At 59.9% G+C, this 19,368-nt stretch carries 11 protein-coding genes and 6 pseudogenes; 13 read left to right on the top strand and 4 right to left on the bottom strand.

Features of this window, described 5'->3' with window-relative positions; genetic code table 11:
* Positions 1–607 precede the first annotated feature (607 nt).
* The 6 genes and pseudogenes from EOA19_RS21620 to EOA19_RS21590 form a co-directional block, all read left to right on the top strand.
* Positions 608–1,075, top strand: coding sequence for an Lrp/AsnC family transcriptional regulator (locus EOA19_RS21620; protein WP_063169330.1), 468 nt, complete (start codon positions 608–610; stop codon positions 1,073–1,075).
* Positions 1,076–1,484: 409 nt separating this feature from the next.
* Positions 1,485–2,672, top strand: a complete 1,188-nt coding sequence (locus tag EOA19_RS21615; RefSeq protein ID WP_063169331.1) for a M20 aminoacylase family protein — start codon at positions 1,485–1,487, stop codon at positions 2,670–2,672.
* 79 nt (positions 2,673–2,751) lie between these two features.
* On the top strand, positions 2,752–4,185 hold the full coding sequence (locus EOA19_RS21610; RefSeq protein ID WP_063169332.1) for an amidase: 1,434 nt from the start codon (positions 2,752–2,754) through the stop codon (positions 4,183–4,185).
* Positions 4,186–5,301: 1,116 nt separating this feature from the next.
* The gene (locus EOA19_RS21600; protein WP_272482847.1) at positions 5,302–5,631 is read left to right on the top strand and encodes an ATP-binding protein; all 330 of its coding nucleotides are present in this window, start codon (positions 5,302–5,304) and stop codon (positions 5,629–5,631) included.
* 771 nt (positions 5,632–6,402) lie between these two features.
* Complete coding sequence (locus tag EOA19_RS21595) at positions 6,403–7,410, top strand: ATP-grasp domain-containing protein (RefSeq protein ID WP_063169333.1); 1,008 nt, start codon at positions 6,403–6,405, stop codon at positions 7,408–7,410.
* 188 nt (positions 7,411–7,598) lie between these two features.
* Positions 7,599–7,879: pseudogene (locus tag EOA19_RS21590) on the top strand (integrase core domain-containing protein); the annotation flags it as partial.
* Positions 7,880–7,927: 48 nt separating this feature from the next.
* Here EOA19_RS21590 and EOA19_RS35950 read toward each other — a convergent pair.
* A complete protein-coding gene (locus EOA19_RS35950) occupies positions 7,928–8,062 on the bottom strand; it encodes an IS110 family transposase (protein ID WP_224570036.1) in 135 nt (44 codons plus the stop codon).
* Positions 8,063–8,376: 314 nt separating this feature from the next.
* Here EOA19_RS35950 and EOA19_RS21580 point away from each other — a divergent pair.
* From EOA19_RS21580 to EOA19_RS21555, 7 genes and pseudogenes are all read left to right on the top strand, one after another.
* Positions 8,377–9,581 (top strand): annotated as a pseudogene (locus EOA19_RS21580) (IS110 family transposase).
* Positions 9,582–10,000: 419 nt separating this feature from the next.
* Positions 10,001–10,381, top strand: coding sequence for a transposase (locus EOA19_RS21575; protein WP_199489649.1), 381 nt, complete (start codon positions 10,001–10,003; stop codon positions 10,379–10,381).
* A pseudogene (gene tnpB / locus EOA19_RS21570) lies at positions 10,378–10,730 on the top strand (IS66 family insertion sequence element accessory protein TnpB). Before EOA19_RS21575 ends, tnpB begins: the two are co-directional and overlap by 4 nt.
* Before the next feature lie 69 nt (positions 10,731–10,799).
* A pseudogene (locus EOA19_RS21565) lies at positions 10,800–12,117 on the top strand (IS66 family transposase); the annotation flags it as partial.
* 49 nt (positions 12,118–12,166) lie between these two features.
* Positions 12,167–12,469: a hypothetical protein gene (locus EOA19_RS35335; RefSeq protein ID WP_063169337.1), complete on the top strand. Its 303-nt coding sequence runs from the start codon at positions 12,167–12,169 to the stop codon at positions 12,467–12,469.
* Positions 12,456–14,519 carry a recombinase family protein gene (locus EOA19_RS21560; protein ID WP_063169338.1) on the top strand — a complete coding sequence of 688 codons (2,064 nt, stop codon included), beginning with the start codon at positions 12,456–12,458 and terminating at the stop codon, positions 14,517–14,519. The genes EOA19_RS35335 and EOA19_RS21560 overlap by 14 nt, the downstream gene beginning before the upstream one ends.
* A 28-nt stretch (positions 14,520–14,547) precedes the next feature.
* Positions 14,548–14,740 (top strand): annotated as a pseudogene (locus EOA19_RS21555) (transposase domain-containing protein); the annotation flags it as partial.
* A gap of 44 nt (positions 14,741–14,784) precedes the next feature.
* On the opposite strand, the pseudogene EOA19_RS35945 reads toward EOA19_RS21555, so the two are convergent.
* The 3 genes and pseudogenes from EOA19_RS35945 to EOA19_RS21540 all read right to left on the bottom strand — a co-directional run.
* Positions 14,785–15,122, bottom strand: a pseudogene (locus tag EOA19_RS35945) (IS110 family transposase); the annotation flags it as partial.
* Positions 15,123–15,210: 88 nt separating this feature from the next.
* Entirely contained in the window at positions 15,211–16,980 is a 1,770-nt protein-coding gene (locus EOA19_RS21545; RefSeq protein WP_245486257.1) for a CocE/NonD family hydrolase, read from the bottom strand.
* Between the two features lie 498 nt (positions 16,981–17,478).
* Entirely contained in the window at positions 17,479–19,212 is a 1,734-nt protein-coding gene (locus EOA19_RS21540; protein ID WP_245486255.1) for a CocE/NonD family hydrolase, read from the bottom strand.
* Between the last annotated feature and the right edge of the window lie 156 nt (positions 19,213–19,368).

Genomic DNA, 19,368 nt, shown 5'->3' with positions numbered 1-19,368 from the left:
AGCTGCAACAACTGCCTCACGAGAGATCAATTTGGGTAATTCTCAGACCGCGGATAGGGCTTCTTACCAGTGCTTGGAGCGACGTTAGCCTGACTGAGCCGACGACCTTCTCCTCCAGCCCCACACCCATGCGGATCATAGTTCACTCGCGGCCGACGCGCGAGGGCCGTAAGGCATCCGAAAGCCGGGGCCGGTTCATAGCCTGACTCTCATGGTCTCCGATTTATGCTGCAACGCCGACACCCTTGGTGATGTCGCTCCCTAACACGCTTGCCTCGAACTGATGCGAGCGTGCTGCAACTCATGTTTTCTGCGCCTGAGCAACGAGATCGGTAGGATCTTTTCGACCGGGGATCGCCCCCACCCGATCGAATCTGCCGTTCTTGCGCTGGCCCGCAACTGCTCACCAGCAACGCCCATCGATTCAGCGGCACCCCTCAGATAGTTATACTATGCCGGTATTGTGCGCAGATGGCGAAAGAAACGCCGATTTTCTGCGACTTGGACCGACTTTAGCGCCGAGAGGGCGTTTGGCACTTGCTACATTTTGGACGTACGGACTGGCGGCCTTGGCATTGGCCGATATCATCATGAGCAGAGATTGTGAATGGATCTGGATCGAATTGACCGGAAGATTCTCAACGTCGTGCAGCGCAACAATCGCCTTACGACAGAGGAATTGGGCGAACTTGCCGGACTATCGGCTACCGCTTGTCAGCGGAGATTAAAGCGACTTCGAGACGCTGGCGTCATCGAAGCGGACGTTGCCATAGTTTCACCGGAAGCCGTCGGTCGGCCCCTGCTCCTGCTGGTATCCATCACTCTCGAGCGCGATCGCGCCGATATCATCGATCGTTTCAAGCAGGCAATTCGGCGGACGCCTGAGATCATGAACGCTTACTACGTTACGGGTGAAGCGGATTTTATTATTACGGTCTCTGCTCAGGACATGGCCGAGTACGAGGCGTTTACCCGTCGTTTTTTTTACGAACATCTTGAAGTAAAGGGGTTCAAGACAATCGTTGTAATGGATCGGATCAAGGCGTCGTTTGCTCTGCCAATTGCTGAAGAGTAGCCTTCAAAAGAGCCCGCCCAGGCAACCACCACGCGCCTTCCGCGGGTCGCAGTTGTCCCGCACTTCTGAATGTCGGCTGTCCTATTTTGAATGGTCCCGCATATATACCAGGGCACCTCCTCTCAGCCTGCAGGTGTTATGCGCCAATGACCAAAAAACGATGATATTCTGCGGGACCAAGGCGCCCTTCGCGCAACCAAGCTCTTTGGCACTTGCTACATTCTGGGCGGAGCGGAATTCAGGATTGTCGGTCCCCGGCTAATTGGAGCGGCTTCAGTCGGCGGAATAGCTGGGGTGCCTACGTCGCACAGAGGATGCTGTGCTCCCGGCAGCGCGGAAACGGGTCTCCCGGCTCTCGCAAGGACAAAGCGTGAAATTCGCCTGCAACCGGCAAGAAAGGAAAGTCCCCGTGGCAATTCTCAATAGCGTCGCAGAGTTTCTCCCCGAGATAGTGGCTTGGCGCCGGGACATCCATGCACATCCCGAACTGGGCTTCGACATCCCCCGTACTTCGGCATTTGTCGCCGAGCGCCTGCGCGAATTCGGCTGCGACGCCGTCGCGACCGGCATCGGCAAAACCGGCGTCGTTGGCGTCATCAAGGGCAACGGCGTCGTGAGCGACGGTAACCCAAAGGTTATCGGATTGCGCGCTGACATGGATGCGCTGCCGATCAACGAAGCGACCGATCTGCCCTATGCGTCCAAGAACAAGGGCTTGATGCATGCGTGTGGGCATGACGGCCACACCGCGATGCTGTTGGGTGCCGCGCGCTATCTTGCCGATACTCGGAATTTCGCTGGAACGGCGGTCATGATCTTCCAACCTGCCGAGGAGATCGGTACCGGCGCCGTTGCCATGCTAGATGACGGTTTGATGGAGCGGTTCGGCATCGAGCACATCTACGGAATGCACAATCGTCCGGGCTTGCCGGTAGGTGTCTTCGGAATCCGGCAAGGTCCAGTGATGGCGGCAACTGATAGCATAGAAATTAGCATTGAAGGGCGAGGGGGGCACCCTGGAAGGCCTCATGAATGCATCGATCCGATTCTGGTCGGCGCTCAGCTTGTGACGGCCCTGCAGCATATCCTGGCTCAGAACATTGACCCTGTCGACTCGGCAGGAATTTCGTTCCACCAGTTCCAGTCCGGGCAGAGACTAGTCCCCGTCGTTCCGCAAACAGCGGAGTTGGTGGGCACCATGCGGACGCTAAAGCCGGAGGTGCGCAAGTTCGTGAAGGAGCGGGTGGGCGAAGTGGTCGCCGGCATCGCCCAGATAACCGGCGCGAAGATAGATATTAAATTTCAGAGCTTCGACGCAATTCTCTTCAATGAGGTCCAGCAGACCGACCTTGCGAGAAGCGCGGCCAAGGGCGTGGCCGGTGAAAACAATGTGCTCGAGACGCCACCGGTAATGGGGGGGGAAGATTTCTCCTTCCTGGCGCAGGCGCGGCCGGGTGCTTTCGTCTGGTGCGGGAACGGTGACAGCGCCGGCCTGCATCACCCTGCCTACAATTTCAACGACGAGGCGATTCCTTATGGAACATCGTACTGGATCAAGCTCGTAGAGAACACGTTGGGATCCCGTCCGACGTCTTGATGATCGGTCTGACAAGGGCCGCAGAACGAATGAATAACTGCCGTCTTATGCCAGGCTTGAATGTAGCGGACCTCGTAAAATGAAAACTCGTTCATCCGTGCCAACATCTCTTGAGGGTCTGTCGGCGTGCGAATGCCTGGAACTCTACCGAAGGCGGCAGCTCTCGCCTGTTGAAGTCGTCGATGACTGTCTCAGCCGCATCGACGCCAACAACCCGGCGCTGAACGCATTTTGCCTCGTCGACCACGAAGGGGCCAGGTCTGCTGCCCGGGCCTCGGAGGGTCGATGGATGAAGGGGGAACCAGCCGGAGTACTAGATGGCATTCCGGCCACCATCAAAGACCTCACCTTGACACGAGGCTGGCCGACAAGACGTGGCTCATTGTCCGGCAGCACCGAGGGACCCTGGACTGAAGACGCCCCTGTTCCAGCCCGTATCCGTGAGACCGGTGGCGTTATCCTGGGCAAGACAACCACTCCAGAATTTGGCTGGAAAGGGGTAACAGACAGCCCGGTCTACGGGATCACCCGCAATCCCTGGAATCCTGACCTGACACCAGGCGGGTCGTCGGGAGGGGCGGCAGTTGCGGCTGCGCTCAACCTTGGCTTTCTTCATCAGGGTAGCGACGGCGGGGGATCAATCCGGATACCGGCGAGCTTCACGGGGACCTTCGGCTTCAAGCCAACCTTCGGCATCGTTCCGCAATGGCCAGCTAGCGCCATGACAACGCTGTCTCATTTGGGGCCGGTGACCCGCACCGTTGCGGATGCGATCCTGATGATGAATGTGATTGCACGAAAGGACGCTCGCGATGGCTATGCGGGTCCGGCGTACCTAGGTCTCGACCCCGATCCAGCAAAGACCACCATCAGGGGCCTGCGGATCGGCTACAGTCGGAACCTCGGCTATGTCAAGGTGGCGCGAGATATCCAAAACGTTACCGATAATGCGATCGACCAGCTTCGAGCTCTTGGGGCCGAGGTGGCCGAAGTCAATCCGGGATTTGCGGATCCGGTGGAGGTGTTTTCTACATTCTGGTTCGCTGGCGCCGCCCGTATTGTGTCACGAATGAACAAACAGCAAAGACAATTACTAGATCCTGGCTTTCTGGAAGGTGCCGAACGCGGGCTGAAGATCACCCTTACCGAATTTCAGGAAGCTGAGGCGATGCGGTTCGAGCTCTCCGCTCTGATGGCGAAGTTCCACGAAAATTACGATCTCTTGGTCACACCGACGATGCCTATCGCGCCGTTCCCCGTCGGGCGAAATGTGCCGGATGATAGTTACAAGGGGTGGGTGGACTGGACGCCCTTCACCTACCCTTTCAACTTGACCCAGCAACCAGCAGCATCGATTCCATCGGGCCTGGATGATCAAGGGCTGCCCGTCGGGCTACAACTGGTCGGCGCGCGCTATTCCGACACCTCCGTCCTAGCCGCGGCATATACGATCGAAAGTCGCCTGGGGCTTCCTTCTTTCGCGAGGAGCAGATTCCACGCTGCCACCCCTTAAAACTTGAGACTGCCGCGCTCAAGCACCTGACGGCCTCCAAGCGGTCAAGCCACGGACGCGAATGTCATTCGATAAAGGGGCGCGGCGTCATAGATGGGCAGTCCTGTCCTACGACGGATTGCTGACGTCACCATCGGGGACAATGTACATTCAAATAGGAGTGCGTCAATCTTGGGATGTGCGGCGCGAAGTCGCGACACAGACTGCAACCCGGGGACTCCATTTCGGTAACACTAGCCGGCCGCGTATTACCTTCGATGCCGCCGATGGCTACTCTTGCCCCTGCGGATGAATCCATGCCCAGCAGCTCTTCGCCGCAGTGTCTTGAGTCTGCGGCCAGACGGCGAGCTTTGCGCCGGCCGGAAGCTGCCGGAGGAGCGTGGGCGCCAGTAGCAGGCTCGACATGGCCACGGGAAGTTTGACAGACGTGGCCAGTGCAGCCTGGCACCAGATACTGAAGCCGCAGTCCCTGGTTATCGCGACGGCTCCGCGCTCAACCAACCGCCTGGCAGCTGCAATGTAGGCCGGCTCGAGAGAGGCATCGCCAGGACTGACCCTCTCCGCCAAAGCCCCGGCCGCGGTCTCTATTATAATTGGGAAGTCGAAGTTGCCGGGTTGAAGACCGACCCCGATGCGGTGGCGGAAATTCACCAGGGCGCAAGTCCGATCTCCAGCCTGTGATTTTTGCAACACTGGCCATCCAATGAGGATCCAACTGCCGTCTGATCGTGACAATTCAGCTGCGTCAAATGCCTTTGCCGCCAAGATGGCGCGTATCGTCAGGTTGTGCTGACCAAGCTGGGACGCTCTACGAGCGCAGGAATCCTGCATTCGCCTGACGCTTCCGGCTCGGTTGCAAGGCTCGGGAATAGTAATGACGAAACAGTGGATCAGCACGCCGTAAGCCCAGTGCAAAAAATGCGGGCTTCGTGCCGAACCTTTTTTTGGAACGGCGGGCGCGGGTCTCATCATTGAGATTACCGGAAAGCCTGTCCGGACTTTTCCGAAGCCGCACTGTTATCCTGTTCGAGAGCGACGCATCGATGGTTCCTTTCCCCGCCTCATCGACAAGCTCACCCGTGTCCACTTGGCTCATCCACGACGACTTCGGCAACCATGCTCTCTCCGATCAGCAGCGCTTCCACCTCTTCGAAAATCGTCGAGGAGCGCTATCAGAGAAAATCCACCCTGATCACCGCCCAGGTCCCCGTGGCAAGCTGGCACGACCTTATTAACGACAGCACGGTCGCCGACGCTATACACGACCGCTCGTGCACAATGCACACCGCATCGCCCTTCAGGGCGAGAGCATCCGAAGAAAAAAGCCTCGGCCCTCTTGACCGACTCCGAGAACACCGAAATCAATCAGCCCTACAGCAACCAGGCTGCCGAGGACCAACCTCGACGAACTGTCGGACTTTTGTGAAAACGCTGTCCGGGAATTAGCGGAATCGCTGTCCAGCTTTTGAAGCGCGCAATAACACTATGGCCGTCATCGAAATGAGCAAGGCGAAGTGCTGATTGCCGCGTTTGTTCCGGGATTAAGCGCCAGCCTCTCAAGAAGATTTATGCCGACTCGCCATCATTGTTGAAACTGCTGCAGCGCTCGCACGTTGAAGCCGGCCAGGCCGGGCATACGATTATGCGGATCGCCTTCGCCCAACTTCAATTCTGGACGCCAGGGCTCGATGTAAGGGACCGGCGAGCGTCAAAAGACTGCGGATGGGTCGCCGCTCGTCCCCTGGGATACGATCTCTGTCGGATTTTGTCGCGCCTGCGACATAGTGGTTGTGCGGGCCAGTTTAGTACCTGATATGACCGTAAGTTTGATATCAAACTCAAAGCACTGGCCGACGTGCATTTTGCGAGGTTGGCACGGTTTTTGAAGCGATCATTTCGCGTCGGAGCGCTCTCATCCGCCGGTTATCATCTGTTTTGGCATAAACCCTGCATAAGGCTTTATTGATGGTACCGCAACCCAACTCGCCGTCTTTCGAGCTACTTGGGCAAAAAGAGCACCGCCAGCGGAAAGGGTCGGGAACCGGAGAGGGAACCGGGTGGTGGACCTATGTTTGTGGAGGGGGTTGTGAAAAGGGTCAGCCATGGTGCTTCGAGCCTCTTGTACTCGTGCAGGTCGTCAATGTTGATATAGCGGTTGGCCTCCATCCAGTTTTCATTGGTTTCGTGACAGCAGACAAACGTCAAAGGAGATAGCTCATGCGAGTAGCCATCGTAACGAACAGTGATTTCAACGGTGTGATTAACCGGTTCGGTCAGCCTTGTCCGCAGCCGCCGCAGCCTTGGCCGCATAGCGGCACGTTGGAAGATGTGGTGGCGGCACTTCAAGAGGGCGGCCACGAGACGGTAGTGTGTGAAGGCGATAAAGGACTGCTCGCCAGTCTCGAGCGGTTCATGCCACCTGATCCGCAAGGTCGCCCCTCGGGAATGGTCTTCAACTTGGCGGAGGGAATTCAGGGCGAAAAGCGTTACACTCATGTTCCTGCCATGCTTGAGATGGCCGGTGTTCCATACACTGGATGTAGCCCCTTCGGGATTGGGCTGACGGGAGACAAAGTCATTACCAAAATGCTCATCCGCGATCAGGGCGTGCCGACTCCGAACTTTCGCGTGATGCGTCGCGGCACCGAGAACACCGGCGACCTGAGATTCCCAGTGGTAGTGAAGCCGCGGGAGGAGGACTGCAGCTTCGGATTGCAGATCATACATGAACACTCTAAGTTGCGGCAGGCCGTCGAAGTGATCGTCACGCAGCATGCTCAGGATGCGCTAGTGGAGGAATACATCGAGGGGCGGGAAATCTGCGTTGCGTTGCTCGGAAACGGGGAGCCCGAAGTTTTGCCTCTAGTGGAGCAGGACTTCGGTGACCGCGAAACGCGTGTTATGAATTGGGATGCGAAGTACGTGGCGGCCGCAGCGGTGCCCAAGATTTGCCCGGCGAAAATCGAGAGCGGGCTTGAGACGATGTTACGGGATATTTCGGTTGCGACCTTCCGTGCCTGCCACTGCCGGGACTATGCCCGCGTCGATTTCCGGATCGATCGCTCAGGCCAACCGTTTGTCCTAGAGATGAACTCGGTGCCGGCCCTTGGTATACACTCCAGTTATGGCACAGCTGCAACGGCCGGCGGACACAGCTTCGTAAGCTTGATCAATCGCATCCTCAATGTCGCCCACACCCGCTATTTCGGAATCGGCGTCTCATAGTGGATTGATCGGATCAAAAGAGTCCGATTTCGGGATTCCGTTTTGCGGTTTGGCGTGCGAGTTAGATGCATGCGCAATAGCATCCCCCTTCACCGTTTTGGCCAGCGACCGTCAGCGCCTGCAAGCGCTCGTCGCGGCGCCAGGAAGCCCGCAAGCACGTTCGGGGGCCGCATCGTCGCGCTGTGCTTCGAACCACGAAGCCAAAGCATACTTGGACCACCGGCTAGGTCGAGCGAATGAACCGCACCATCAAGGACGCGACGGGCAAGCGTTTCCACTACGACGATCATGACCAACTGCGTCGGCATCTTGCCGACTTTGTTGCGGCCTACAAATTTCGGCCGCAGGCTGAAGGCCCTCAAAGGTCTCACCCTACGAGTTCATCTGCAAGGCATGGGCTTCCCAGCCCGAGCGCTTCACTCTCAATCCGCTCCACCAAATGCCTGGACTTGTCTATTCGGCGTGTTGAAGTCAATCCCATTCAAGCTTCCTAGGCTGACCTGCCGACGCGATTATCCTAGCCTGATTGATGTAACCGCGGCGTCAAACCGAGATACGGCCCCACGTCCTTCGAATTCCTGAAGGGGGCAGGAATATCGACCGTGGCGTTGAAACCCAGTGCAACGATAGGGCCGACGCCCAGCACGGTCATCAACCGCCTGCAAACCGTGTCACCCCTCACGATCGACAACAGTCTTTCGTGTAGCACCGTGAACTGCTCGCAAAGTTTCCGACGGGCGGTGAGCAACGTCTCCATGATGTCTCGAGTTCCGGAATGTCACCGGAAGGGTCCCGGATGCGATCCGCGAATTTGCCGGCCGTCGACAATGCCAACTTTGAGACCGAAGTTACGAAACAGGCCACGGATGTCGTTCTCGATGGCGATGGCCTTTTCCTGAAGCGACTTGAGGGCCGTCAGCAGCGCCCGGCGATTCTGGGTCGTCAGCGTCTTGACAGTAAGACCGTATGTCCGCCTCTGCCGATGAGGTGGCTCGCCCTACACTGCGCGTCCGAGGGTTGCTCGGACGGGCCGAGCCGATCCTCACCACAGGAGGACGAGCCGTGGCGGATTATAGAGAAGCATTTGTCGGAATCGATGTTGCGAAGCTTAAGAACGCTATTGCGATTGCGGAGGCAGGCCGGGAAGGAGAGGTTCGGTTCTTCGGTGAGGTCGACGCGTCGGCGACCAGCATGCGGCGGGTCATAGGCCGGATCGCCAGCCGCTTTGATTACGTGCATTTCTGCTATGAGGCTGGGCCGACCGGGTACGGCCTTTATCGCCTGATCCGGTCGCTCGGGCACGAGTGCACCGTGGTTGCACCATCATTGATACCAAGGAAGCCCGGCGATCGGGTGAAGACGAACCGTCGAGACGCCATTTCCCTTGCCCGACTATTGCGCGCCGGCGAGCTGACCGCGGTGTGGGTTCCCGATGAAGGGCACGAGTCCATACGGGATCTTGTTCGCGCGCGGGCGGGCGCGGTCGAGACGCTGCGGGTCCATCGCCAGCAGGTGAGCGCATTCATGCTCAAGCACGGCCGTAGCTATCCGCGAAAGAAGAGCTGGACGATGCGCTATCTACGCTGGCTTCAGGAACAAGGTTCGATCATCCCGCGCATCAGATCGCACTCCAGGAGATGGTCGAGGCGGTGCGCGTCTCGAAAGAGCGGGTCGAGCGGCTGGAGCGTGTGATCGAAGAGTTCGTCCCGGCCTGGTCGCTGGCACCGATCGTGTGGGCGCTTCAGACATTGCGTGGGGTAGACCTAATTGTCGCCGTGACGTTCGTCACCGAAGTCGGCGACGCCAGCCGGTTCGAAAGCCCACGCCAGCTCATGGGATATCTCGGTCGGGTCCCCGGCGAGCGCTCAACCGGGGAGACAGTCCGGCGCGGCGGCATCACAAAGGCAGGCAACGGTCGGGTTCGCCACATGTTGGTCGAGAGCGCCTGGACCTATCGACATCCGCCCAAGGTCGGGAAGGCGAAGCTATACCGGTTGGAGCAGGCGTCACCGAAGGTGCGTGAGATCGCCTGGAAGGCGCAGTCCCGCCTGACAGCCCGCTACCGCATGCTGAGCGCTCGGGGCAAACGGACAACGGTCGTCTGCACCGCGATCGCCCGTGAACTGGTCGGCTTTATGTGGGCAGTCGCAAGGGAGGCGCGCGTCACCTGATCGCTCGCCGCGATGGCGCACATATCGCGCATGGGCGGAGGCGGGACCACGGCAGGGGAATGCCCGTCAGACGCTTTGTGGCCGGCAAATCGACCGACGCCCGCAGTAAGATAGGAACAGCCCCGGACGCACAATCGGGAATGCGGTAGCCAACCCGCGCATCAGAGCTTGATCACCGACGTCCTTCAGTTCCGCCTCCCCACCCATGCGCGATCATCAGAATGAGCAGCCGTTCCTCGGATCGGGCGACCTCATGCGTTCCAAACCTTGACAGCGGACATCAGAGCGGTGTTTCCGGACCACCTTTCGGGAGTGGTCGCGATCTGTGAGGTTGCCGATCCTGTATTGGGATCGGAGATCGGCTTGTGTCTGGACTTGACCTTACGCTTGACCCGGAGCGGCAGCTTCGGCGTTTCGAGGTGATCAACGGTGCCGGCGGTCGGCGTCACTGGTCGGTGGATGACAAGGCGCGGATCATCGCAGAGACGCTGGAGCCGAATGCGATCATTTCCGAGGTCGCCCGCCGTTATGGTCTCAGGCCGCAGCAGGTCTTCGCCTGGCGCCGCGAAGCGCGCAAACAGGCCGCTTCGGTGCAGCAAGATTCTCCTGCCTTTGTGCCGGCGGTTGTGGCGGCGGCGGAACCTGCAGCCAGCCGTTCACCGAAGCAGCGGAAACGGCAAGCCACCCGAGATGCCGGCATGATCGAGCTTGAGATCGACGGCATCGCGATGCGCGTCGGCCGGGGCGCCGATACCAAGACGGTGGCCGCAGTGATCCGCGCGCTGAAGGCGACGTCGTGATCGGGCCGACGGGTGCGGTCAAGGTCATGGTGGCGACGAAGCCCGTCGACTTCCGCAAGGGTGCGGAGGGATTGGCGGCGCTGGTGCGAGAGACAATGGGGGCCGATCCGTTCAGCGGGGCCGTCTACGTCTTCCGGGCGAAGCGGACTGACCGGATCAAGCTGATCTTCTGGGATGGCACCGGGGTTTGCCTGCTAAGCGTTTGGAGGATGGGGAGTTCCGCTGGCCGAAAGTGCATGACGGCATGATGCGGCTGACGGCCGCGCAGCTCTCGGCGCTACTCGAAGGTCTCGACTGGCGGCGAGTCCATGAGGCGCGCCGGACCCGCGTGCCAGCCCAGGCGGGCTGACCCGCGACGAAGTGAATCAGCCTAGATTCCGCTGTCGCGGGCTGTCGGCGAATATGGTCTGATCCGTTCATGGCGATGACGGCTGACCAGCTTCCCGACGATCCGGACGCGCTGAAGGCGATGGTCCTGGCGCACGACGTCGAGAATGCCCGTCTGATTCAGATCATCAAGGAATTGCAGCGTCACCGCTTCGGCCGGCGTGCCGAGACGCTCCCCGAGGATCAATTGCTGCTGGGGCTCGAAGAGGCGGAGCAGATCGAGGCCGCCGGTGAGGAAGAGAAGGAGCAATCTGCTCCCGCCGAGCGGCAAGCAAAGGCCACGAGGCGCCGGGCCAACCGGGGCGCGCTGCCACCCCATCTGCCGCGCGTGGAGATGGTCGTCGACATCGAGGACCATGCCTGCCCATGCTGCCGCAATGGCTTGCATCGGATCGGCGAGGACGTGAGCGAGCGGCTCGACATCGTTCCGGCGCAGCTGCGTGTAATCGTCGTGCGCCGGCCCAAATATGCCTGCCGCGCCTGCGAGGACGTCGTGGTTCAGGCTTCCGGCGCCGGCCCGGCTGATCGAGGGTGGTCTTCCGACCGAGGCAACGGTCGCCCAGGTGCTGGTCTCAAAATATGCCGATCACCTTCCGCTCTATCGTCAGGCGCAAATCTACGCCCGGCAGGGTATCAATCTCGATCGCTCTACGCTCGCCGACTGGGTCGGCCGCGCCGCCTGGCACCTGCGTCCGGTGCATGAGCGGCTGCTTGGCAAGCTGAAGTCCTCGGCAAAACTCTTCGCCGACGAGACGACCGCGCCGGTGCTCGATCCCGGCCGCGGCAAGACTAAGACAGGTCAACTCTGGGCCTATGCCCGCGATGACCGACGATGGGAGGGGAGCGACCCGCCGGGCGTCGCCTATGTCTATGCGCCGGACCGAAAGGCCGAGCGTCCGATCGCTCATCTCGCAGGCTTCACCGGAATCTTGCAGGTCGACGGCTATGGCGGCTATCGCGTGCTGGCCGACAAAAGCGGCGTCACGCTCGCCTTCTGCTGGGCGCATGTCCGTCGGCGCTTTTATGAACTGGCAGCAGCCGGTCCCGCGCCGATCGCCAGTGACGCGCTGAGACGGATCGCCGAACTCTACAAGATCGAGGATGACATCCGTGGCCGATCGGCCAACGAGCGCCGCGCGATGCGTCAGGACAAAAGCCGCGCCATCGTCGCCGATCTCGAACCCTGGCTGCGTGAGAAGCTCGGCCTGATCAGTCAGAAGACCAAGCTCGCAGAGGCAATCCGCTACACGCTCTCACGCTGGGAAGGCCTCTCGCACTTCCTTGACGACGGCCGCATCGAGATCGACAGCAACACCGTCGAACGCTCGATCCGTCCGATCGCAATCTCGGGGTCATTCTGCCCATGTTGGGCAGGAGGTCGAAGTCCCGTGCGCAGCAATGGATCTGGGCTCCCCGCGCGCGTCGCTTGCTGCACTGCTTGAACTGAACAAGCTCTTGATCCAGCGCCGTTTCCGGCGAGGCTCTCCGGATGGTTTCATCATCGGGGAGACTCAAAATGAGAACCTTGCCGCCACCGACACGATCTCTCGTGATCGTTCGCCAGCTCAGCATGCGCTCGACTCGCACAAGCTAGTCGGGCTGAGCGCAGCGCAACGAACGATCGTGATCGCCCGGCTCGCCAATGTGCTGATGGCCGCCGCCGGTATCGTGACGGAGGAGAGCCGCGATGACGAGCCGTAATCTGATTCCGGCCACCATCCTCAAGCGCAAGGCCGTTGTCTATGTACGTCAGTCCACGCAGGCGCAAGTGCAGCTCAATCTTGAGAGCCAGCGTCGGCAATATGAGCTGGTCGACGTCGCGCGGCGCTGGGGATTCCGCAAGGTTGAGGTGATCGACGAGGACTTGGGACGCACCGCAAGTGGAGCTGTGGAACGTCCCGGTTTCGAACGCCTGGTCGACGATCTGTGCACCGGTCATGTGGGCGCTGTGCTTTGCCTGGAGGCGTCCCGCCTGTCTCGCAACGGACCGGACTGGCATCGGCTGCTCGAGTTGTGCGGCGAAGTCGATGCACGGGTGATCGATCTGGACGGAGTCTACGATCCGGGACTGCCGAACGATCGCCTGCTGCTCGGCATGAAGGGGAGCATAAGCGAGTTCGAACTCGGGGTGCTGCGTGCTCGCATGTACGAAGCTGACCGCGCCAAGGCACAGCGCGGCGAACTGCGCATCTCTGTGCCCTTCGGCTACGTCTGGCACCGGGATTACGGTCTCGGGTTCGATCCCGATATACGCCTGCAGGAGACCATTCGCCTGATATTCGCGCGTTTCCGCGAACTCGGCAGTGCCCGCCAGGTCCTGATCTCGATGATCGACGATGGCGTGCATTTCCCCAGACCCTCCGACGGCAAGAAGATGGTGTCCTTCGCCTGGGTTCCGGTCCGCTACCGCAACGTGATCTCCGTCCTGAAGAACCCGTTCTACGCCGGCGCTTATGTCTATGGTAAGAGCGAGAAGCGCACCGAGATCGTGGATGGCCGCGTCCGCAAGAGCTATGGTCATTACAAGCCGGCCAGCGATTGGGCGGTGGTGCTCAAGGAGCATCACGAAGGCTATATCGGATGGAGCGAGTACGAACGGAACCAGGAACTTCTCGCCGCCAACGCCTATGGCAAAGCCGGCGGCGTCAAGTCGGGCCGCGGCGGTCGCGCGTTGCTCCCGGGTCTTCTCTCCTGTGGTCGATGCGGGCGAAGACTGGTTGTCACGTATGCCGGACGTGGCCAAGGTTACCCGGTCTATCGTTGCGAGAACACCATGATGGCGCAGGCGCGATGCATGTCGTTCAACGGCTTTCGCACCGATGCGGCGGTGGCCCGCGAAGCCTTGGAGGCGGTTGCGCCGATGGCGATCGAGGCGGCGTTGGAGGCTGAACAGATGCAGCTGGAGAGCGAAGCCAGGCGGCGGCAGATGATCGAGATGGACCTGCAGCAGGCACGCTATGAGGCATCGCTCGCCGAGCGCCGCTACGCCGCCTGCGACCCGGAGAACCGGCTTATAGCGGCCCAGCTCGAGAGGAACTGGGAAGCTAGGCTCAGGCGCGTGGAGACCTGCGAGGCCCGGCTCAGTGAAGTCCAGCGTATGGAGCCTGTCGACGCGATCCCTGACTTCACCGGCCTCGCCCAGGATCTCGAAGCCGCCTGGAATGCGCCGGGTGTCGATATGCGGTTCCGTCAGCAACTGCTGCGCGCGCTCATCAAGGACATTGTGGCGGACGTCGATGACGACGCGCGCGATGTGATCCTGACCATCCATTGGCATGGGGGCCAGCATTCCCAGGTAAGGGTTCGCAAGTCCAAATCCGGAGAGCATGGCCAGAGTACGCCTGAGGAGGCTCTGGCGGTCATGCGATCCATGGCAACGCGATGGTCGGATGCCGAAATCGCCGCCACACTCAACCGCATGGGCATGAAGACGGGTCAGGGAAAGACCTGGACGGCGCGACGCGTCCAATCCCTGCGCACGGTGCACAAGATCAGCGGCTATCGGTCTTCCGACAAGAACGGCGAGTGGCTTACCATGTCGGACGCGGCCGCGAAGCTTGGCGTGTCGCACGTCAAAATCCGCCGGTTCGTCAGGGACGGCATATTACCAGCCGAGCAGGTCATGCGCGGCGCGCCCTACCAGATCCGCGCCAGCGACCTTGAAGATGAACGGATCAAGGCCGATTTGGCGCGCAAATCTCCGCGTATCATCAACGACGATAATCAGAAATCGCTGTTTCCCGCCATTTGAAGAGGGGGTGCATAATGAATCAGTCTTCGCGCTCAACCGCAAGAACGCGCTCTTCGCAGGCTCTGACGGCGGCGCCGAACACTGGGCAGTCATCGCCTCGCTGATCGAAACCTGCAAGCTCAATGGTGTCGAACCGCTCGGCTTATCTCGCCGATGTCCTCACCAGGATCGTCAACGGCCACCCCAACAGCCAGATCGACGATCTCCTGCCTTGGGTCTACATCAACAAGCTCGAGCTCAAGGCCGTGGCCCGAGAATACCGCTTACTCTTGACATGCACGGGCCGGAACAGGTTAACCCGCATATCTGCGCGATGCCGCGAGCATGGTTGCGGTCGGTCTTGTTGACCTGTGCCTTGAGAACGCCTTGGAATGACGGGGCTCGATACAGGTCACGTAGTCCGGCTGCCGCCAGACCAACCATTGGGATAAGGGGCCGGCTTCAAGCCTGATCCGGGCGAGATTCCATGCGGGGTTCTTCAATGCGTCAGCAAGATCGTCCGGATGACTAGCAACCTTCATCTCTCGGCAAATTCGGCGCCCTTCTCACGATGCAAACGGTGGTCTCTTTCACGGAGACGTCCAGTCCGGCATAATTTTTCATGCTGCGCTTCCTTTCCTGATGCTTGTGGCTGTTCACACAGACCACGTTTTGTCATCATCTCGAAGCGCAGCACTTCAAAACAACCCGTTCAAGGCGGGGGGCAAAGCCGAATACCACAATCTAAACACCTAGCGATGCTGTTCAAATTCGCCTTGCCGGCATGGGACCCCATCGCTGTCATCACAGGAAGCAGTACGTGGGAGGGGAACTGCTCGCAGTGATGAATCGTGTTCCGAGCCACTACCCATTCAGTTTCGTCCCAGTTGTTACCTCCCGTATTCAGGTTGCGGTCGAACCGCGGGAAGGCCGAACTAGTGATTTCCAGGCGAATTTGATGGCCGGCCGGAAACCAATTACTTGTGGCGTCGAGATCAATCTCGATTTTGCATATAACGCTCGGTTCCATGAAAACAGCCCGATCAAAGCCCTCGCGATAGCGGACGCGCAGTATCCCGTCCACCACGTCAATCGCACGGCCATCGGGATGTACGTCCAACAGTCTGGCCACGAAGTCCGTGTCCGGGGCCGAAGAAGAGACGAAGAGGCCCGCCCGGACAAATCCGGTAACCTCCATGCCCTCTGTGAGGGGCGGTGAAGTGAAGCAGAGGACGTCTGGACGAAGCTGGACGTCCTGGTAATCGCGGGGTCCTATAGTAGTTCCACTTGACTTCCCGCCGTCCATCCCCAAGAACGGCGCCGGATCCCCAGGGTCGTAGGTAAACGTGTCAGCCGGCTCGTCGGCACTCGGAGGCTCTACATCAAGAGTCCCGTCGCCTAGACGGGTCCCGGCATTCCCGCCGCTGCGGAGGAACCAGTGCTGCAGTTCCACACCAAGAGGGGGCCATTCTGACGCGGCACGCCACTCGTTGCGACCCATCACGTAGTACTGGACGCGGGGCATTCCCTCGATCCGGTCGGGCTTGTCGTTCAGCCAGCAGTCGAACCAGTCCAGGTAGATCTGCCAGCAATCCAGGCGCGCGTCGCCCAGCTCGCGCTCGCCGATAACCGTCGGGGCTTTGAGACTCTCGGTGCCACAATGCGTGGCTGGCGACAGAATGATATGTTGGTGATCGCGTGCCGCCGGGCTCAATCCGCGAGCACTAAAAACGCGCTGCTGGTGAAGCGCGTCGGCAGCCCCCACGTCGTACCACGAGTTCACGAACAGGGCTGGGACGTCGATGGTCGAGTCCTCGCTAAGCATCCCATTCCGATCCCCCCAGGGATCGCCTGGGTCACGCGAGACCCAGTCCTCCCAGTCAGTCGGCGGTCCCCCAAGGCTCTTAAGCATGTTGACGAGCGGCAGCGACGCGAAAGCCCGCTGATACTCCTCATCGCTTTTCGGTTGCACTCGGGACCGGTCCTTCGCTGCGGTTTGGTGGAACCAGGGGACAAACGCGGCAACCTCCACCGCACCGCCGAGACGGAGATCCCCGTTGCGATATCGCCCTCCGGCAGAGCCGTTCGCGCCGCCCGATCCCTGCGCAATTGCGCATCGGTGGGCTGGATGGCACAACTGCGCCAGCAAAACCTGCGCGATACCAAGCGCCGAGCACCCATATGTGCCCACGCGTCCATTCGACCATGGCTGCTGCGAAATCCAGGACAGCGTGTCATAACCGTCGTCCCTTTCATTCTCCATGAGGGTGAATACGCCGCCGGAATCGAAGACTCCACGAAGCTCCTGCACAAGTACGGCGAAGCCTTGTCCAGCAAACATTCTTGCCACTTTGTGGCGAGGCTCAACCGGACAGCGATAGGGCGTCTTACCGTATTGAGTTCGGATAAGGATTGACCCGAGTTCCCCAGTGTAACCAATAGGCCGATACAGGTCCGTGGCGAGCTCAACGCCGTCCCGCATTGGAACGCGCAAGCCGGTCTGCAAAACCACTTCGTATCGCGGCGTTGGCGGTTTAATCGGGCCTAGTTCATTACACACTTCAGAGTGCCTCCCAGACATTGAGACTGATTCAAGATGGAGTGGCCAATTTCGACGGGTCTCAGCATTCTATCTGCACGGTGGTGTGTTCGTCGCATTCACAGTACAACGATGAACTCTGTGCCGTTGCTAAGTTGTTTGAAAAGAAACTCAACCGTGCTTCTCTAGCAGGTCCGGCACTCAATGATGGCGCGTTGCCACCCCAATTTCCCTATTGCTTAAATCAATGTGACAGCGCGCCTACGCCGCTGTGCAAAACATCAATTGTGAGTCTCACCGCCATTATGTGCCGATCCATGGACCCCCATTCCATGCTGATTGACGCGGGCCGATGGGGCAAGCTGCTTGATGTGAGAAGCGACGGGCTCCCCGACCGATCGCAGCTTGTTATCACCGTTTGTTTGAAATAGTGGAGGTAGGCTAGCCAGGCGGCAAGCTGTTCAAATTCGCCTTGCCGGCATGGGACCCCATCGCTGTCATCACAGGAAGCAGTACGTGGGAGGGGAACTGCTCGCAGTGATGAATCGTGTTCCGAGCCACTACCCATTCAGTTTCGTCCCAGTTGTTACCTCCCGTATTCAGGTTGCGGTCGAACCGCGGGAAGGCCGAACTAGTGATTTCCAGGCGAATTTGATGGCCGGCCGGAAACCAATTACTTGTGGCGTCGAGATCAATCTCGATTTTGCATATAACGCTCGGTTCCATGAAAACAGCCCGATCAAAGCCCTCGCGATAGCGGACGCGCAGTATCCCGTCCACCACGTCAATCGCACGGCCATCGGGATGTACGTCCAACAGTCTGGCCACGAAGTCCGTGTCCGGGGCCGAAGAAGAGACGAAGAGGACCGCCCGGACAAATCCGGTAACCTCCATGCCCTCTGTGAGGGGCGGTGAAGTGAAGCAGAGGACGTCTGGACGAAGCTGGACGTCCTGGTAATCGCGGGGTCCTATAGTAGTTCCACTTGACTTCCCGCCGTCCATCCCCAAGAACGGCGCCGGATCCCCAGGGTCGTAGGTAAACGTGTCAGCCGGCTCGTCGGCATTCGGAGGCTCTACATCAAGAGTCCAGTCGCCTAGACGGGTCGCGGCATTCCCGCCGCTGCGGAGGAACCAGTGCTGCAGTTCCACACCAAGAGGGGGCCATTCTGACGCGGCACGCCACTCGTTGCGACCCATCACGTAGTACTGGACGCGGGGCATTCCCTCGATCCGGTCGGGCTTGTCGTTCAGCCAGCAGTCGAACCAGTCCAGGTAGATCTGCCAGCAATCCAGGCGCGCGTCGCCCAGCTCGCGCTCGCCGATAACCGTCGGGGCTTTGAGACTCTCGGTGCCACAATGCGTGGCTGGCGACAGAATGATATGTTGGTGATCGCGTGCCGCCGGGCTCAATCCGCGAGCACTAAAAACGCGCTGCTGGTGAAGCGCGTCGGCAGCCCCCACGTCGTACCACGAGTTCACGAACAGGGCTGGGACGTCGATGGTCGAGTCCTCGCTAAGCATCCCATTCCGATCCCCCCAGGGATCGCCTGGGTCACGCGAGACCCAGTCCTCCCAGTCAGTCGGCGGTCCCCCAAGGCTCTTAAGCATGTTGACGAGCGGCAGCGACGCGAAAGCCCGCTGATACTCCTCATCGCTTTTCGGTTGCACTCGGGACCGGTCCTTCGCTGCGGTTTGGTGGAACCAGGGGACAAACGCGGCAACCTCCACCGCACCGCCGAGACGGAGATCCCCGTTGCGATATCGCCCTCCGGCAGAGCCGTTCGCGCCGCCCGATCCCTGCGCAATTGCGCATCGGTGGGCTGGATGGCACAACTGCGCCAGCAAAACCTGCGCGATACCAAGCGCCGAGCACCCATATGTGCCCACGCGTCCATTCGACCATGGCTGCTGCGAAATCCAGGACAGCGTGTCATAACCGTCGTCCCCTATATGTTCCCTAGCGTATACGCCGCCGGAATCGAAGACGCCACGACGCTCCTGCACAAGTACAGCGAACCCTTGTCCAGCAAACATTCTTGCCACTTTGTGGCGAGGCTCAACCGGACAGCGATAGGGCGTCTTACCGTATGGAGTTCGGATAAGGATTGACCCGAGTTCCCCAGTGTAACCAATAGGCCGATACAGGTCCGTGGCGAGCTCAACGCCGTCCCGCATTGGAACGCGCAAGCCGGTCTGCAAAACCACTTCGTATCGCGGCGTTGGCGGTTTAATCGGGCCTAGTTCATTACACACTTCAGAGTGCCTCCCAGACATTGAGACTGATTCAAGATGGAGTGGCCAATTTCGACGGGTCTCAGCATTCTATCTGCA

The sequence above is a fragment of the Mesorhizobium sp. M7A.F.Ca.US.010.02.1.1 genome (assembly GCF_004023085.1).
Taxonomy (GTDB): domain Bacteria; phylum Pseudomonadota; class Alphaproteobacteria; order Rhizobiales; family Rhizobiaceae; genus Mesorhizobium.
This window is presented reverse-complemented; position numbering and strand designations above follow the sequence as displayed.

Bases quoted from the DNA above. Each gene is read 5' to 3' on its own strand.
- EOA19_RS35335 (WP_063169337.1), top strand. From the start codon at position 12,167: ATGGATCTGGGCTCCCCGCGCGCGTCGCTTGCTGCACTGCTTGAACTG.
- EOA19_RS21620 (WP_063169330.1), top strand. From the start codon at position 608: ATGGATCTGGATCGAATTGACCGGAAGATTCTCAACGTCGTGCAGCGC.
- EOA19_RS21600 (WP_272482847.1), top strand. From the start codon at position 5,302: ATGCTCTCTCCGATCAGCAGCGCTTCCACCTCTTCGAAAATCGTCGAG.
- EOA19_RS21610 (WP_063169332.1), top strand. From the start codon at position 2,752: ATGAAAACTCGTTCATCCGTGCCAACATCTCTTGAGGGTCTGTCGGCG.
- EOA19_RS21540 (WP_245486255.1), bottom strand. From the start codon at position 19,212: ATGCGGGACGGCGTTGAGCTCGCCACGGACCTGTATCGGCCTATTGGT.
- EOA19_RS21545 (WP_245486257.1), bottom strand. From the start codon at position 16,980: ATGCGGGACGGCGTTGAGCTCGCCACGGACCTGTATCGGCCTATTGGT.
- EOA19_RS21560 (WP_063169338.1), top strand. From the start codon at position 12,456: ATGACGAGCCGTAATCTGATTCCGGCCACCATCCTCAAGCGCAAGGCC.
- EOA19_RS35950 (WP_224570036.1), bottom strand. From the start codon at position 8,062: ATGACCGTGCTGGGCGTCGGCCCTATCGTTGCACTGGGTTTCAACGCC.
- EOA19_RS21595 (WP_063169333.1), top strand. From the start codon at position 6,403: ATGCGAGTAGCCATCGTAACGAACAGTGATTTCAACGGTGTGATTAAC.